Origin of the sequence: Roseomonas sp. CCTCC AB2023176 (genome assembly GCF_042259275.1) — a bacterium.
Taxonomy (GTDB): domain Bacteria; phylum Pseudomonadota; class Alphaproteobacteria; order Acetobacterales; family Acetobacteraceae; genus Roseomonas.
In genome coordinates this window covers 4,220,931-4,236,626 of record NZ_CP170086.1, presented here as the reverse complement: position 1 = coordinate 4,236,626, position 15,696 = coordinate 4,220,931, and the positions used below count along the sequence as shown (strand labels likewise).

The 15,696-nt window shown below is 72.5% G+C and carries 17 protein-coding genes and 2 pseudogenes; 13 read left to right on the top strand and 6 right to left on the bottom strand.

The window, feature by feature from the left end; genetic code table 11:
* The first annotated feature begins 61 nt into the window (after positions 1 to 61).
* Positions 62 to 931: an MBL fold metallo-hydrolase gene (locus ACE7GA_RS21210; RefSeq protein WP_376091158.1), complete on the top strand. Its 870-nt coding sequence runs from the start codon at positions 62 to 64 to the stop codon at positions 929 to 931.
* On the opposite strand, the gene ACE7GA_RS21205 is transcribed toward ACE7GA_RS21210, so the two are convergent.
* The 3 genes from ACE7GA_RS21205 to ACE7GA_RS21195 are packed head-to-tail and all read right to left on the bottom strand — an operon-like array spanning position 918 to position 3,698.
* Entirely contained in the window at positions 918 to 1,379 is a 462-nt protein-coding gene (locus tag ACE7GA_RS21205) for a DUF192 domain-containing protein (RefSeq protein ID WP_376091155.1), read from the bottom strand. The genes ACE7GA_RS21210 and ACE7GA_RS21205 overlap by 14 nt on opposite strands.
* On the bottom strand, positions 1,379 to 2,308 hold the full coding sequence (gene prpB, locus ACE7GA_RS21200; protein WP_376091152.1) for a methylisocitrate lyase: 930 nt from the start codon (positions 2,306 to 2,308) through the stop codon (positions 1,379 to 1,381). The genes ACE7GA_RS21205 and prpB overlap by 1 nt, the downstream gene beginning before the upstream one ends.
* A 13-nt stretch (positions 2,309 to 2,321) precedes the next feature.
* Positions 2,322 to 3,698: a sodium:proton antiporter gene (locus tag ACE7GA_RS21195; protein ID WP_376091149.1), complete on the bottom strand. Its 1,377-nt coding sequence runs from the start codon at positions 3,696 to 3,698 to the stop codon at positions 2,322 to 2,324.
* Between the two features lie 248 nt (positions 3,699 to 3,946).
* On the opposite strand from ACE7GA_RS21195, the gene ACE7GA_RS21190 reads away from it, so the two are divergent.
* From ACE7GA_RS21190 to ACE7GA_RS21155, 8 genes and pseudogenes are all read left to right on the top strand, one after another.
* Positions 3,947 to 4,666 (top strand): CoxG family protein, encoded by a 720-nt coding sequence (locus ACE7GA_RS21190; RefSeq protein ID WP_376091147.1) that lies wholly within the window; start codon positions 3,947 to 3,949, stop codon positions 4,664 to 4,666.
* Between the two features lies 1 nt (position 4,667).
* On the top strand, positions 4,668 to 5,597 hold the full coding sequence (locus ACE7GA_RS21185; protein ID WP_376091144.1) for an AAA family ATPase: 930 nt from the start codon (positions 4,668 to 4,670) through the stop codon (positions 5,595 to 5,597).
* A gap of 53 nt (positions 5,598 to 5,650) precedes the next feature.
* Positions 5,651 to 5,869 (top strand): hypothetical protein, encoded by a 219-nt coding sequence (locus ACE7GA_RS21180; protein WP_376091141.1) that lies wholly within the window; start codon positions 5,651 to 5,653, stop codon positions 5,867 to 5,869.
* A 29-nt stretch (positions 5,870 to 5,898) separates the two neighbouring features.
* Positions 5,899 to 6,774, top strand: coding sequence for a VWA domain-containing protein (locus ACE7GA_RS21175; RefSeq protein WP_376091138.1), 876 nt, complete (start codon positions 5,899 to 5,901; stop codon positions 6,772 to 6,774).
* Between the two features lie 67 nt (positions 6,775 to 6,841).
* Positions 6,842 to 7,161: pseudogene (locus ACE7GA_RS21170) on the top strand (XdhC family protein).
* Positions 7,158 to 7,850, top strand: coding sequence for an XdhC family protein (locus ACE7GA_RS21165; RefSeq protein WP_376091135.1), 693 nt, complete (start codon positions 7,158 to 7,160; stop codon positions 7,848 to 7,850). Before ACE7GA_RS21170 ends, ACE7GA_RS21165 begins: the two are co-directional and overlap by 4 nt.
* Positions 7,851 to 7,874: 24 nt before the next feature.
* Positions 7,875 to 8,531, top strand: coding sequence for a hypothetical protein (locus tag ACE7GA_RS21160; RefSeq protein ID WP_376091132.1), 657 nt, complete (start codon positions 7,875 to 7,877; stop codon positions 8,529 to 8,531).
* Between the two features lie 71 nt (positions 8,532 to 8,602).
* Complete coding sequence (locus tag ACE7GA_RS21155) at positions 8,603 to 9,511, top strand: NTP transferase domain-containing protein (RefSeq protein ID WP_376100442.1); 909 nt, start codon at positions 8,603 to 8,605, stop codon at positions 9,509 to 9,511.
* 5 nt (positions 9,512 to 9,516) lie between these two features.
* Here ACE7GA_RS21155 and ACE7GA_RS21150 read toward each other — a convergent pair.
* The 3 genes and pseudogenes from ACE7GA_RS21150 to ACE7GA_RS21140 all read right to left on the bottom strand — a co-directional run.
* Positions 9,517 to 10,512: pseudogene (locus tag ACE7GA_RS21150) on the bottom strand (IS481 family transposase); the annotation flags it as partial.
* Between the two features lie 143 nt (positions 10,513 to 10,655).
* Positions 10,656 to 11,321, bottom strand: coding sequence for a PEP-CTERM sorting domain-containing protein (locus ACE7GA_RS21145; protein WP_376091129.1), 666 nt, complete (start codon positions 11,319 to 11,321; stop codon positions 10,656 to 10,658).
* 131 nt (positions 11,322 to 11,452) lie between these two features.
* Entirely contained in the window at positions 11,453 to 12,721 is a 1,269-nt protein-coding gene (locus tag ACE7GA_RS21140) for an amidase (RefSeq protein WP_376091126.1), read from the bottom strand.
* A gap of 73 nt (positions 12,722 to 12,794) precedes the next feature.
* Between ACE7GA_RS21140 and ACE7GA_RS21135 the strand changes: the two genes are divergently transcribed.
* The 4 genes from ACE7GA_RS21135 (at position 12,795) to ACE7GA_RS21120 (ending at position 15,449) form a co-directional block, all read left to right on the top strand.
* The gene (locus ACE7GA_RS21135) at positions 12,795 to 13,295 is read left to right on the top strand and encodes a hypothetical protein (RefSeq protein WP_376091123.1); all 501 of its coding nucleotides are present in this window, start codon (positions 12,795 to 12,797) and stop codon (positions 13,293 to 13,295) included.
* Complete coding sequence (locus tag ACE7GA_RS21130) at positions 13,292 to 13,654, top strand: hypothetical protein (protein ID WP_376091120.1); 363 nt, start codon at positions 13,292 to 13,294, stop codon at positions 13,652 to 13,654. The genes ACE7GA_RS21135 and ACE7GA_RS21130 overlap by 4 nt, the downstream gene beginning before the upstream one ends.
* A 67-nt stretch (positions 13,655 to 13,721) precedes the next feature.
* Positions 13,722 to 14,984, top strand: coding sequence for an MFS transporter (locus tag ACE7GA_RS21125; protein WP_376091117.1), 1,263 nt, complete (start codon positions 13,722 to 13,724; stop codon positions 14,982 to 14,984).
* Between the two features lie 114 nt (positions 14,985 to 15,098).
* Positions 15,099 to 15,449: a RidA family protein gene (locus ACE7GA_RS21120; protein ID WP_376091114.1), complete on the top strand. Its 351-nt coding sequence runs from the start codon at positions 15,099 to 15,101 to the stop codon at positions 15,447 to 15,449.
* The last annotated feature ends 247 nt before the right edge of the window (positions 15,450 to 15,696 follow it).

Here is a 15,696-nt window from a genome sequence, read left to right as displayed (position 1 = left end):
CGGGCGGTTCCTGAACCCGGACGGCTCGCCCTCCGGCCAGCCGCTGCGCGACGTCTGGCGCATGATGCGCGAGGGTTCTGGCACGCCCTGGCCCGACTGGATCGAGGACCCGCCCCAGCCCCGACCGACGGAACCGCCGCCCGGCCACGTCGCCGTGACCTTCGTCGGCCACTCGACCTTCCTCATCCGCTTCGCCGGCGGCCCGACGCTGCTGACCGATCCCATCTGGTCGGAGCGGTGCAGCCCCCTGTCCTTCCTCGGCCCGAGGCGCGTGCGCCGCCCCGGGCTGGCGCTTGACGCCCTGCCGCCGCTCGACGCCGTGCTGCTGAGCCACAACCACTACGACCACATGGACCTGCCGACGCTGCGCCGCCTGCGCGCACCGCTAATCCTGACCGGCCTCGGCAACACCGCCATCCTCGACCGCGCCGGCGTCGTGGGCGGCGAGGACCTGGACTGGTGGGAATCGCGCGACGTCGCCGGTGCCGCGATCACGTATGTTCCGATGCGCCACTTCTCCGCGCGCGGCATCCGTGACCGCGGCAAGGCCCTCTGGGGCGGCTTCGCCGTCCACACCGCAGCAGGGGCGCTGATCTTCTGCGGCGACACGGGCTACGGCCCCCACCTTGCCGAGGTCGGCGCGCGACTAGGCCCGTTTGCGGTCGGCCTGGTCCCGATCGGCGCCTATGAACCGCGCTGGTTCATGCAGGTCGTTCACATGAACCCGGAGGAGGCTCTACACGCCCAATCCGACCTGCGGGTCGGGACGGCCATCGCGATGCATTTCGGTACCTTCAAGCTCACCCAGGAAGGCGTGGAAGCCCCGGCAGAGGCGCTGCGCGCTGGCCGGGCCGCGAGCGGCCTGCGCGCGGAGGGCTTCCGCGTCCCCCTCGTCGGGGAGACCCTGATCCTGCCGCTCAGCGCGGCGTGAAGATCCGCTGCTCCACGCGGTCGCCCACCCGGATCCCGAGCCGCTCCGCCGTCCCCGCGGCCAGTTCCAGCGTCGCCCGCACCGGCCCTCCGGAGGAGATAGTCGCAAGGCTCCGCGGGGTCGTCCGCTCGGCGATGCGCAGCACCCGCCCGTCCTGCGTGATGAACACCATATCGAGTGAGGTGATGGTGTTCCGCATCCACATCGCGGACTCGCGCGGCTGCCCCCAGTCGAACAGCATCCCTTCGTCCGGCTTCACCTCGGGCCGCCACATCAGCCCGACCATCTGCTGCTGCGGATCCACCGCCATCTCGACGGTGAAGGCGTGCCGCACCCCGTCGCGCGTCACGATCGTCAGCGGCTCCGTCGGCAGCCGCGGCTGCGGCGCGTCCTGCGCCGCTGCCGCAAACGGCAGAGCGACGAGAAGGGCAAGGAAGGCGCGCCGCATCACGCTTCCTCCCGCTGCGGCATGCCCTGGGGCACAACGGTCTTGATCAGCGTGGAATCCAGCGCCTCGTAGTCGTGGTACCGGATGGCCTCGTAGAGCTGCGACCGCGTCTGCATCCGCTCCACCATCCCGTGCGTCCCGCCGTCGCGGTTGATGGCGGCGTAGAGCTCCTCCATCGCCTTGTTGGCGACGCGCATGTGGGACACGGGCCAGATCACCATGGCGTAGCCCATCTCCTCGAATTCGCGGTCCGTGAAGAAGGGTGTGCGGCCGAACTCCGTCATGTTGGCCAGCAGCTTCACGCCGGGCATGCGGGCGGCGAACTCCCGGAACATCTCCGCCGTCGTCAGCGCCTCCGGGAAGATCGCGTCGGCCCCGGCCTCCAGGTACATCTTCGCGCGGGCGACTGCGCCGTCCATCCCCTCGCTCGCCGCCGCGTCCGTCCGGGCAATAATGTACAGGTTCCGCCGCGCCTTCCGCGCCGCCGCGACCTTCGCGGCCATGTCCCGCGCGTCTGCCAGCTTCTTGTCGTTCAGGTGCCCGCACTTCTTCGGCAGCAGCTGGTCTTCCAGATGCACGGCGCCGGCCCCGCTCTCCTCGAAGGCGCGGACCATGTGCATGACGTTCAGCGCCTCGCCATAACCCGTGTCCCCGTCCACGAGCATCGGCAGCCCCGCCGCGCGCGACACCTGGCGGATGTACCAGCAGACGTCGTCCACCGTGATCATGCCGAGGTCCGGCAGCCCCATCGTCGCGGACATCGCGGCGCCCGACATGTACAGCGCATCGAACCCGGCCTGCTTCGCGAGCAGCGCCGCGATCCCCGTATGCGCCCCCGGCAGCCGCAGGATCCCCGGGCGTTCCAGAAGTTCCCGGAACCGCACGCCGGCGGGGGCGTCGGGCAGGTCGTCGGCGATGACGTAGGGCATGGGAAGGTTCCCCTCAGCGAAAGAAGACGAAGGTGGCGACGATGAAGATCGGAACCAGGAACAGGCAGGCCCAGCCGACGTAGCCGAAGAAGGACGGCATCCGGAACCCGCTCTCCTCCACGATGGCCTTCACCATGAAGTTCGGCGCGTTCCCAATATAGGAGTTGGCCCCCATGAACACCGACCCGCAGGAGATCGCCGCGAGCGTCAGCGCACCCGCCGTGGTGAGCGCCCCCGCGTCGCCCCCCGCCAGGTTGAAGAACACCAGGTAGGTCGGCGCGTTGTCGAGGAACGACGACAGCACCCCCGAACCCCAGAAATACACCCAGGGGATCGGCGCCCCGTCCGGCCCCGAGAGCAGCGCGACGAAGCCGCCCATGGGCCCTTCCCGCCCGGCGCGCAGCATGGCCAGCACCGGCGCCATCGTCACGAAGATCGCGGCGAAGAGCTTCGCGACCTCGGCCATGGCCCCCCAGGCGAAGCCGTTCTCCTCCCGCAGCGCGGTGGGCGTCAGGGCGATGGAGGCGGCGGTGATCGCCACGAAGCCCAGCATCGCCATCAGCCGCTCGAAGGGCACGTGGACGCCGGCCAGCGTGACCTCTCCCGGGTGCCAGATCCCCTGCATCAGCACGATCGCCACGACCACGGCCAGCAAGACGACGTTGATCCCCCCGCCGATCCGCAGCCTCTCCCGCGGCGCGGGGTCGCGGACGATTCCCTCTTTCCGGTGGTGCCAGGTGTCCAGGCCGTAGAAGACCGCCAGCAGGATCGCCGCGCAGAAGGCGACCTCCCCCTTCAGGTGCTGCAGCGGCCAGAAGAAGGGCACACCGGCGAGGAAGCCGAGGTAGAGGGGCGGGTCGCCCAATGGCGTCAGCCCGCCCCCGATGTTCGCGACGAGAAAGATGAAGAACACGAAGACGTGCGTCTTCCTCTTCCGGTGCGCGTTGGCCCGCATCACCGGCCGGATCATCACCATCGCCGCGCCGGTTGTGCCCATGATGCTGGCAATGGCCGTCCCGAACGCCAGCAGCACGGTGTTCCCGGCCGGCGACCCGGACAGCGACCCGCGCAGCACGACCCCGCCGCCCGTCGTGTAGAGCGCGAGCAGCAGCAGCAGGAACGGCAGGTACTCATCCAGCGCGACATGGGCGACCAGCCCCGCTGCCTCCCATGCCCCGAACAGCGCGGCGAAGGGCAGCAGGAACAGCAGTGCCCAGCCCAGCGCGATCTTGCCGTAGTGGTGGTGCCAGACCGGCCCGATCAGCAGCGGCATGAGCGCGATGGAGAGCAGCATCCCCGCGAAGGGCAGCCCGAGAACCGGCGGGATCGCCGCGCCCTCCACCGCCGCCAGGGCGGGCCCGGGCAGCAGCGCCGCCCCGATCCCGGCCATCCACCAGCCCCGCATCCCGACCCCTAACAACCACCCCCGTGCCCGGCGGCCATACCACCGGTGCAGGGACCCGCAAGCCGCCCCCCCTTTCCCCGCCCGCCCTTTCCGGGGCAATCCCCGGGTGGACCCGGCCGCCGCCGGCCGCTATCGGCCATCGGCGTGGACAGGGCCAGCGACGGCCGGTGCCGGGGCGATCCCGGCCCGTCCGCGCCCCAGCCTGCCCTGCCCGAGAGAGGGACCCCCTGCCCATGGACATGACCGGCTCCCGACGGATCGAGGCCCCGCGCGAGCGCGTCTGGGAAGCGCTCAACGACCCCGCCGTCCTCGAGGCCGCCATTCCCGGCTGCGAGTCGGTCGAGCGCACGGGGGACGACTCCTTCCAGGCCCGCGTCTCTGTCCGCATCGGCCCGATGTCCGCGAAGTTCACGGGAAAGGTGACACTGTCCAACGTTCGCCCGCCGGAGGGCTACACGATCAGCGGCGAAGGCCAGGGCGGCGCGATGGGCTTCGCCCGCGGCGGCGCGGACGTCGCGCTCGCCGAGGAGGCGCCCGGCGTGACCCTTCTCACCTACGACGTGAAGGCCCAGGTGGGCGGGAAGATGGCCCAGCTCGGCGCCCGCCTCGTGGACAGCACCGCGAAGCAGATGGCCGACCAGTTCTTCGACCGCTTCGCCGCCAACCTCGCCCCGCCACCCGTCGAACCAGCGCAGGACATCATGGCCAACCCGAACACCAGCAACACCGCCGTCGAGGGCGCCCCCACCGTCGTCATGGGCCGCCGCGAGGCCGTCGCCATGGCCGACGCCACCGCCGGCGCCCCGCGCGAGATGCGCGCCGACACCTCCGCCGGCCGCTTCTCGAACCTGCTGAACACCGTCCCGCGTGAGCCGCTGGGCATGCCCATCGTCTTCTGGATCGGCTCCGGCGCGATGGTCGGCATCCTCGCGCTGCTCTTCGCCTTCGGCTGAGTTGCCGGACGGTCACGGGGCCGCGCCCCCGCCTCCCCCCAACGTCCCGGCGACCCAGGCCCTCCTCTCCGGCGGCGGCTACGTCGCCGACCGGGCGCTCGCAACCGCCGTCCACCTGGCGCTCACCATGGGCCGCCCACTCCTGCTGGAGGGCGAGCCCGGGACCGGCAAGACGGAGATCGCGAAGGTCCTCGCGGCGCGCCTGCCCCGGCGCCTCGTACGACTGCAGTGCCATGACGGCATGGACCTCTCCTCCGCCGCCTATGAGTGGAACCATGCCCGCCAGCTCATGGCGATCCGCCTGGCCGAGGCCGCGGGCGAAGGCGACCGCGCGACGCTGGAGCGAGGCCTGTACGACCGCCGCTTCCTCGAATCCCGACCGCTCCTGCAAGCGATCGAGGGTAGCCCAGCCCTCCTCCTGATCGACGAACTGGACCGTGCGGACGAGCCCTTCGAGGCCTTCCTCCTCGAAGTCCTCGCCGACTACCAGATCACCGTCCCCGAACTCGGCACCATCCACGCGGACACGCCGCCGGTCGTAATCATCACGTCCAACCGGACGCGGGAGGTGCACGACGCCATCCGCCGCCGCTGCCTCTACCACTGGGTGGACTACCCCGACGCGGCGCGGGAACGCGCCATCCTGCATGTCCGCGCCCCCGACGTGCCGCGCGAACTCTCGGCCCAGGTCGTGGCGTTCGTGCAGGCGTTGCGGGACGGTGACCAGCTCTTCAAGCCGCCCGGCGTCGCGGAATCCGTGGACTGGGCCCGCGCCCTGCACGCGCTGGACGAGCGCGCCCTGGAACATGCGGCGGCCGAGGCCACCCTCGGCGTCCTCCTCAAGTACCAGGACGACATCGCCAAGCTGCGCGGCGCCGAGCTGGCGCGCCGCATCGAGGAGGCGCGCGACGCGGCCGCGGCCGTCCCCTGAGTTCGTCGGGACGGGCAGGTCACTCGGCCGACAACCTCCTGGCCTTCGGCCGCATGCTCCGCCGCGCCGGCCTGCCCGTCGGTCCGGCCGACACGATCCTGGCTGGCGAGGCCCTACGGCACATCTCCGTAGGCGAGCGCGCCCAGTTCCGCGCCGCCCTCCGCGCGTCCATGGTCCACCGGCGCGAGCACTTCGAGGTCTTCGACGCCGCCTTCGACCTCTTCTGGCGCGACCCCGACACCCCCGAGGCGCGCCCGACCTCGAGGACCTGACGCCGCACCTCCCCCCGGCCTCCCGCCGGGTGTCGGAAGCCCTGCCCGGCGGCGCCTCGCCCCCTCCACCACCCGGCCAGGAAACCCCGCCGAAGGAGGATTCGGCCCTCACCGTCTCCGACCGTGAACGCCTGAACCGCCTCGACTTCGAGGCGATGACGGCCGCCGAACTCGCGGACGCCAAGCGCGCCATCCGCCGCCTGGCCCTGCCCCTCGCCGAACGCCCCACTCGCCGCTTCCGCCGCGACCCCCAGGGCCCGCGCACCGACCTCAAGGCCACGACCCGCGCCGCCATGCGCCTGGGCGGCGAGATCGTGGGGATCGCCCGCCGCCGCCGCGTCACCCGCCCGCCGCCGCTCGTCATCCTCTGCGACATCAGCGGCTCCATGGCCCGCTACGCGCAGGTGATGCTGCACTTCCTCCACGCCGTCGCGAACGACCGGGAGCGGGTCCACACCTTCCTCTTCGGGACGCGCCTCACGAACATCACCCGCGCCCTGAAGCACCGCGACGCCGAGGTCGCCTTCCAGGCCATCGCCAAGGTGGTCCCAGACTGGTCGGGCGGCACGCGCATCGGCGATTCGCTTGCCCGCTTCAACCGGGTCTGGGGCCGTCGCGTCCTCGGCCAGGGCGCCGTCGTTCTGCTGGTCACCGACGGCCTGGACCGCGCTGGCGCGGACGGCCTGGCCGAGGCCGCCGAACGCCTCTCCCGCTCCTGCCGCCGCCTGATCTGGCTGAACCCACTCCTGCGCTTCGAGGGCTTCCAGCCCCGCGCCGCCGGCATCCGCGCCCTGCTGCCCCACGTCCACGAGCACCGGCCCGTCCACAACCTCGACAGCCTCGCCGCCCTCGTCGCGACCCTGTCCTCCCGCGACCCGGTCCCCCGCCCCGCGCGGGCCGCATGACGCCCCCGCTGGCGGCGCCCTCCGGCGCACCCCCATATTGCGGCTCGAACGCAGGCGAGGCGCACCCATGGGCGGCACCGAAGACATCCTCTCCACCGCCCGCGCTTGGCGCGAGGCCGGTGAGCGCGTCGCCCTCGCGACCGTCGTCGAGACCTGGGGCTCCTCCCCCGGCCCGCCGGATCGCGCCTGGCCGTGACCGAATCCGGCCGCCTTGCCGGCTCCGTCTCCGGCGGCTGCGTCGAGGGTGCCGTCGCCGACATCGGCCGCCGCGTCATGCAGACCGGCAAGCCCGAGCTGCACGACTTCGGCATCACCGACGACCGGGCCTGGGAGGTCGGGCTGGCCTGCGGCGGGAAGCTGAAGGTCTTCGTGGAACCACTCGCTTGACGCCTGAACTCCTCGCCCGCCTTCAGGCAGCGCAGGCGGCGCGCCGCCCCGTCGTGCTGCTGACGCGGCTGTCCGACGGCAGCCAGTCCCTCTGGCCGGAGGAACCGGCGCCCGATGCCCTACACGTCGCGATCGAAGCGGCGCTGCACGACGACAAGCCCGCGACAGTCGAGGCCGAGGGCGCGGCGTGGTTCCTCCACCCCCACAACCCCGCCCCCCGAATGATCGTCGTCGGCGCCGTCCACGTCGCCCAGGCCCTCGTTCCCATGGCCGCCGCGACCGGCTTCGCGGTGACCGTCGTGGACCCCCGCCGCGCCTTCGCGACGGAGGAACGCTTCGCCGAAGGCGCGACGCTGATGACCGAATGGCCCGACGACGCCATGGCGGCCCTCTCCCCGGACGAACGCACCGCCGTCGTGACCCTCACGCACGACCCGAAACTGGACGATCCCGCCCTCGACGCCGCGCTCCGCTCCCCGGCGTTCTACATCGGCGCCCTCGGCTCCCGCCGGACCCATGCCAAGCGGGTGGACCGCCTGACGGAACTCGGCCATGGCCCGGACTGCATCGCGCGCATCCACGCGCCCGTCGGCCTCGACATCGGCGCGATGACCGCGCCGGAGATCGCCCTGTCCATCGTCGCCGAGGTCGTCGCCGCCCGCCGCGGCAAGCGCCGGCCTGCGGCGTGAGACCGACACCGTGAGAATGGCGGCATGATCTTCGGCCCGACCCCGCTCGACGAGGCCCGCGGCGCCATCCTCGCCCACACCACCCGCCTGCCGAACGCCGTCTTGAAGAAGGGCACGGTCCTCGACGCCGGCGCGATCGCCGCCCTCCGCGCCGCGGGCCACCGCGAGGTCGTCGCCGCCCGCCTCGAACCCGGCGACGTGCCGGAGGACGAGGCCGCCGACCGGCTCGCCAATGCCGTGATCGGCCCGCTGCTGTCCCGCACCCGCGCCGCCACGGGCCGCGTGAACCTCCTGGCAGAGACCGCCGGCCTGCTCCGCGTCAACGCGGCCTGCGTGGACCGCCTGAACGCGCTGGACGAGAGCCTCACCGTCGCGACCCTCCCGGACCATAGCCCTGTGGCGGCGCGCGACATGGTCGCGACGATCAAGGTTATCCCCTTCGCCGCACCGGGCAACGCGCTCTCCGTCGCCGAGGCGATGCTGCGGGGCAGCGCGCCCATCGCGCTCCACCCCTACCGCTCCCTCAAGGTCGGCCTGGTCGCGACCGAGCTCCCGGGCATGAAGCCCGGCGTGATGGACAAGGGCATCGAGGTCACGCGCGAGCGGATCGAGGCGCTCGCCGGCATCCTCCTGCCCCCGAACGCACGCCGCACGCGACCGCCCCCGCCGCCGAGGCGCTGACGCGCCTCCGCCGCGCCGGCGCCGAACTCCTCCTTCTCCTCGGCGCCTCCGCCGTCGTGGACCGCCGCGACGTGACGCCGGCCGCGATCGAGCGCGCCGGCGGCGCGGTGGAACACTTCGGCATGCCCGTAGACCCCGGAAATCTCATCTGCCTCGGCCGCCTCGGCGATGTCCCGGCCCTCGTCCTGCCGGGCTGCGCGCGGTCCCCAAAGGTCAACGGCTTCGACTGGGTGCTCCAGCGCCTCTTCGCCGGCATCCCCGTCACGGGGCGCGACGTCGCGCGCATGGGCGTCGGCGGCTTGCTGAAGGAGATCGAGACCCGGCCCCTTCCCCGCGGCGACGCCCCTTCCCGCCCGGCGCCCGCTGCCCCGCGCAAGCCGCGCCGCGTTGCCGCGATCGTGCTCGCCGCCGGCCGGTCCCGCCGCATGGCGCCGCTCAACAAGCTTCTCGTCGCCGATCCCGAGGGCCGCACGATGATCACGCGCGTGGTGGACAACGTCCTCGCCAGTCATGCCCGCCCGGTCATCGTCGTGACGGGGCATGAGCGCGAGCGCGTGGAGGAAGCCCTGACCGGCCGCCCCGTCATGCTCACGCATGCCGAGGACTACGCGGAAGGCCTTTCCTCCTCCCTCAAGACGGGACTGCGGGCCCTGCCGGACGACGTTGAGGGAGTTCTCGTCTGCCTCGGCGACATGCCCCTCGTCCCCGGCCCCATGCTCGACCGTCTTCTCGCCGCCTTCGACCCTGAGGAAGGCCGCGCCATCATCCAGCCGACCTTCCGAGGCAAGCAGGGCAACCCCGTCCTCTGGGGCCGCGAGTTCTTCGCGGAGATGCAGGCGATCACCGGCGACGTCGGCGCCCGCCACCTGACGGGGAAGCACGCCGACCGCCTGGCCGCCGTCGAGGTCGCGGATGACGGAGTCCTTCGCGACTTCGACACGGCCGATTCACTCAAGGGCCTCGTGCCGGCGAAAGCCTGACGCCAGATGTTCGTTCCCAGGGTGTAGTGGGTCGGGTGTGAGGTGGACCTGGACGGCTGATCCGTTCAGGCCTTGCAGATGAATTCGTCCGGGGTGAGGCCGCGCAGCGTCTTGAGACGGCGCTCGTGGTTGTAGGCGTCGAGGAACAGCTTGAGGTGCTGCGGCAGCTCGTCATGGGAGCCGTAGTGGTAGCGGCGGACGGTGGCGTCCTTCAGCGTGCGGTTCATCCGCTCGACCTGACCATTCGTCCAGGGATGGGCGGGCTTGGTGGTGCGGTGCTCGATGCCGTTCTGCTCGCAGGCGAGGTCGAAGGCATGGCGGCGCCAGATGCGGGGTTGGTCGGTGGCCGCCCAGATGGCGTCGGCCGCGGCTTCGGCCTCTTCGTTCGAGGGCGTGCGGTCGACGAACCCCGTGCCGTTGTCGGTCAGGATTGTGTGGATGCGGTAGGGGACGGCCGCGACGAGGGCCTGGAGGAAGTCGGCGGCGATCCGTCGCGTGGCCCGCTCGTGCAGCTGGGCAAAGGCGAACTTCGAGGTGCGATCGACGGCGACGAAGAGGTAGAGCCGCCCCCCCTCGGTGTGCACCTCGGCGATGTCCGGTAAACCGCTGGTTCGACGTCGATATGGAAGAACCCGATCGGGTAGGCCTTGAAGCGGGATCGCTCGGGCTCGGACGCCTCCGGGAGGCGGGCGATGCAGGGATGACCGCCTCAGGTGTGGGAGCGATGGCTGGAGGGCGTAGAGGCAGTCATCCAGCGGCAGGAGCGTGTGGCGGCGGAAGGCGACGATGACGGCCTCGTCCTCGGGGGAGAGGACGGTGGAGCGGGGCGCCTGGGGCCCCATCGGGGCGTCGGCGGTGAAGTCCCGACGCCGCCACTTCTGCACCGTCGTCGGGCCGATGTCATGGCGGGCCGCCAGGGCCCTTACGCTCGCTTGACTAGCTTGGATTGCGCGACGGACTGCCTCCGTCGTCGTGGCGCCGCCGTGAAGAACCCCTCCCACTGCCCGTCCATCCAGGCTTGCCGTTCCAGCGTATCACTACACCGTAGGACTAAACATCTAACCCCTGACCCGCCGCCGGATGGAACGCTGGTCTCAGACAAAGGGCGTGCGGGCGTAGCAGCGACCACGTCCGCCCGGCCGCCTCAGGTGCGGGCCGAACGCCGCCGTGGCAGCACCGCGAGTGCGGCGACGCCGACCGCGAACAACAGGAGAGCCGCCGGCTCCGGTACGGCAATGGGCGAGGGCCCCAGCGTGGGATCCCCGCTCGGTCCCGTCGCCTGATAGGCCGAGCCAGCGAGAGAGGCGGACGCGCCGCCGAAGGCGAAAGCGCCGGCGCCGAAGAGGCCGGATCTCGACCAGTCCGGCAGCTTGAGCGACAGCACCCCGATCGTATCCTCGCCGATCCGCTGCCCGACGAAGCTGAAGGCCCCGGCGACCAGCCCGGCCCCGCCCGGCGCCGCCTCGCCGGAAAGCGTGACGTAGCTCCCCTCCCCGCCAGCAACGGCCAGGATGGATTCGGACCGCGTCGTCAGGTCCAGGCGCATCAGGCCGTAGGTAGAAACGATCTCGAACGCCGCGGAGAGCTTTCCCGTGGCGTTCACGCCGATCGTGCCGGCCATGCCCGCCTGAATGCCGAAGGGGTTGGACACGGCGGAGGTGATGAGCGCGCCGCCCGCCGTCGCGTCAGCTCGCAGGGACAGGATGGCACTGACGTCCCACGCCGCCGGCGCGGCCGGCTCGGCCCGGGCCTCGCCGGTGGCGGTGAGCCCGGCCAGCAACGCGATGGCGCAGCAACGCAACAGGGTCATCGTCCGGCTCCGGGAATTCAGTTGGGCACGAACAACGTTCCAGCCGGCGCTCCGTCCGCATCCCGTACCATCACATACCCGTTCCGACCCTGACGTGATGGGCGATCCGCCACGGCCTGCAGGGCCTCCGCTCAGACCTGCCCGGCAACCCATTCCGCCGCGGCCAGGATGGCGCGGTCTCTCCCGATCGCGCCGACGACTTGCACCCCGAGTGGCATGCCATGCGGCCCCACCCCGGCGGGCAGGGTGACGCAAGGTGCGTGCAGGGCGGTCCAGAGCAGGTTGCAGGCCGGGTCGCCCGTCGCCTCCAGCCCGGATGGCGCTTCCCCCGGCGCGCTCGCCGTCAGCACAAAGTCGTAGTCCCGCATGAACGCGTCGAACTCGGTCCGCGCTTTCGCGAAGGCCTCCCGCGCCCTTGGCAGCGCATCGTCGGGCAGCGCGTCCACCCAGGCCGCCCGTTCCCGCAGCCAGGGCGAGAGCCCATCCGGCGCCGCCGCATGCTCCCAGGCCAGGGCCTGCCGGATCTCACCCTGCATGACCACGGGATGCGCCTCGATCGCCGCCAGGACTGCCGGCGGCAACGCGACGCGTTCCACGCGCCCGCCCGCCCGCCCCAGCCGCGCCGCCAGGTCCTCCAGCATCGCGCGGCTCGACTCCTCCAGGACGTCCTCCGCCGGTCCGGGGATGAAGGCGATCCGCGGCGGCTCCGCGCGGCGCCCCAGCCCCGACCAGAGGTCAAGCCCGGCGCTCGCCCCCACAAGGAGCGCGCAACCGAACACGTCCCGCGCCATCGCCCCGATCGTGTCGAGCGACTCGCTCATCACTCGCATGCCGCCGCGGTGGATCGTCCCGTAGGTCGGCTTGAACCCGACCACGCCGCAATAGGCCGCCGGGCGGATGATGGAGCCGGCCGTCTGCGTGCCGTAGGCCAGCGGGAAGAACCCGGCGGCCACCCCGGCGGCGGAGCCCTGCGACGACCCGCCCGGTGTTCGCGACGGGTCGTGCGGGTTCGTCGTCGGTCCGGGTCGGCGCGTCGCGAATTCCGTCGTGACCGTTTTCCCTGCCACCACGCCGCCCGCCCGCCGAATCATCGCGACGCAGGCCGCGTCCGCCCTGGGCCGCCACCCCTCCCAGATCGGGGAGCCATAGCCGGCCGGCAGCCCCGCCGCGTCCAGCACGTCCTTCACGCCGACCGGCAGCCCGGCCAAGGGCGACTCCACCGGCGCCACTTCCGCCCCCCGCCGCCAGGCCGCCTCGTCGTGCGCCGCGAAGGCCCGGACCGTCCCCTCCCGCGCGGCGACGCGGGCGATGCATGCCTCCGTCACGTCCCGCGGCGTCAGTCGCCCGGCGCGGAGGGCCTCGATCAGGGCGCGGGCGGGAAGATCGGCGGGGTCGGGCATGCCCCGATCGGCGCGCCGCGACCGCACCGCGTCAAGCCCTGACCTTTCCGTCGCACCGGGCCATCTTCGGTCGGTGACCTCCCTCGCCGGCACCGCCTACGCGATTCCGCACCCGCCGGCCGATACCCCGGCGGTCAGCGAGCGCGCCCTTCTCAACGCCTGGGACACCGCCCGCGCCGCCGCGGCGGCGCACCTGGAAGGCCCGTCGCGCCGCTTCCTGTTCCGCAACGCGACGCCCGGCGACCCGCCGCTGGACCTGATCCTGACCGACCGCGACGCCTGCTGCTGGGCCGAGGCGCTCGACCGGCGCATCGGGCTGGACACGCGCACCGGCATGGCCCTCCTCCTCCGCCTGCTCGCCCTCGTGGAGGTCATGGGCCGCGCCCCCTGGATGCGCGGGCTCTTCGACATCGCGCATGACGGCACGACGCTTCACCCCGACCTCCTGCGCGCCGCCGCGACGCAACCCCTGGACGCCGCCGCCCGCTTCGATGAAGAGGGGATGCGGCGCCGCCTCGCCCGGCTTCCCCCGGGCGTCCGCGGCACCGGACCGATCGGAGCCCGCCCGGCATGACCGCCCGACTAACCGCCCTGACGACCGGCGCCACGCTCCTCCTTCTCGCGGCCTGCGCGGGCGCGCCGGCGCCTCCGCTGCGGAACGAGGCGCTGCGCGCGAACGACGCGACCGCCGCGGCCTGCCGCGCCGACGCCGAGCGGGTGGTGCTCTACCGCGACCGCGGCCAGATCATGCGGTCGGACGACTACAATGCGCGGGTCGGTACGACCTCCTACCTCGGCCCGCGGGTCATCACGGACGACCTTGCCCGGTCCTACGACCGCGACCGGCTTGCGGCCGAATGCCTGCGCGGCGCGCGGGAGGCGTCGCCCGCCGCGGCTCCGGCCGCCCCGTCCGGACCGGCGCCGCGCCGCTGACCGGCCGCGCGCCGGCGTGAGCCGAAAACCGGGCGCCCGGCCCACCCCCGGCCGGGCTCGCGCCTGAGTGCCGGGCGGCCTCCGCGCCCGGATCTTGGCCTCGCCGCTCGCCCGCGCTCTCGGGACGCGGAACGCCCGGGTCTTCTTCGGCGCCAGCCTCGGCGCCTGGACCGGCATGTGGATGCACCGGATCGGCGTCGCATGGCTCGGCTGGCAGCTCACGGGGAGCGCGGCCTGGGTGGGGGCGGTCGCCTTCGCCGATCTCGCCCCCGCCGTCCTGTTCAGCCCGATCGCCGGGGCCGTGGCCGACCGGCTGGACCGCGTGCGGCTGACGATGGCCGCGCAGTGCTTCATCGCTGTCCAGGCGACGACCGTCGCGGCGCTCGCCGCCACGGACACGATGACCATCGGGCTCCTCGTCACGCTCGAGTTCCTCGGCGGCATCGGTGCGTCCTTCGCCCAGCCGGCGCGGCAGTCCCTCATGCCCGGGCTGGTCGGGCGTTCGGACCTTCCGGCTGCCGTCGCCGCCAACTCCCTGATCTTCAACGTCGCGCGGTTCGTCGGGCCGGGGCTGGCCGGGCCGATCATCGCGGTGTCCGGCGTGGCGCCGGCGATCGCCTGCAACGCCCTGGGCTACGCCTTCGCCAGCCTGTCGATGCTGCGCCTGACCGTCGCGCCGGAAGACCGCCGCGGGCACCCCGCGACGAAGAGCCTCTTCGGAGAGATGACGGACGGCCTGCGCTACGCGGCACGGCACCCCGGCCTCGGCCCGCTGCTGGGCTTCGCGGCAGTCGCGGCCATCCTGCTGCGCGGCGTGCAGGAGATCCTGCCGCCCTACGTCGAGCGCCTCTTCGGGCGCGGGGCGGAGTCGCTGGCGTTGCTGACAACCTGCTTCGCCGCGGGCGCCCTGTTCTTCGGCCTGATCGTCGCGGCCCGCGGCCGGCTCGCGGGCACGACCCGGATCGTCGTGGTCGCGATCCTCGCCCAGGCCGTCGCGACGCTCGGCTTCGTGGCCACGGGCTGGTTCCCCTTCGCCATGTTCTGCGCCGCCCTCATCGGCGGTGCCGCGACGAGCCACGGAACCTCCGTCCAGGTTCTCGCCCAACTCGCGACGACCGCGGAGATGCGGGGCCGCATCATGGCGCTCTGGGGCATGATCACCCGGGCCTGCCCGGCCGTCGGGGCGCTCTGCCTCGGCGGCGCCGGCGACGTCTTCGGCCTTCGCGTCCCGACCATCGTCGCCGCGGTGCTGGGAATCCTCGTCGCGGTCTGGGGCCTGTCCCGCCTGCGCCGGATGGCCGCCGTCCTGGAAGCGCCGGAGCGCGGCTGACCAGGCGCGGCTGACCAGGCGCGGCTAAGGCGGTCGGGCGGACCTGGCCCCGGCTTGCCGCCTGGCGCCCCTGCCGTACAAGCCCCTGGCCATCACGGCCAAGGAGCACCCGGCATGAGCCACATCCAGCGCAAGGGCACCGGCCCGATCCTCTCGACCTCCGTCGAGTATCACGGCTTCGTCTACCTCGCCGGCCTGACCGCGGACGACCTGTCGCAGGACGTTTCGGGCCAGACGCAGCAGATCCTCGACAAGATCGACGCGGCGCTCGAGGAGCACGGGACGGACAAGACCCGCCTCCTCCAGGCCCAGATCTGGCTGAAGGACATCCGCGACCGCGACGCCATGAACAAGCTCTGGTCCGCGTGGCTGCCTGCCGGCGGCGCCCCGGTGCGGGCCTGCGTGCAGGCCAACATGGCGGACCCGCGGCACCTGGTGGAAATCATGGTCACCGCCTGCCGCTGACCCCGGCCCGAAGTCCTCCGGCCTCGATTCGTCCGGCCTGGCAAGGGTGTGGCGGTCCTGCCGCCACACTGTGCCCAATCGGCGTAACAGGCTCGTTTCATAGGAAGACGGTCCGCTTCTTCGTGTATCAACTGCGACACACGCGACAATTCACGCGGGATTACGCCCTGTTTCCACCCGCCGGGTTGTCGGGTTTCCTAAGGCCCGGATAACGGTCCCGTGACGGCGCGATCCAACGCGTCGGCCG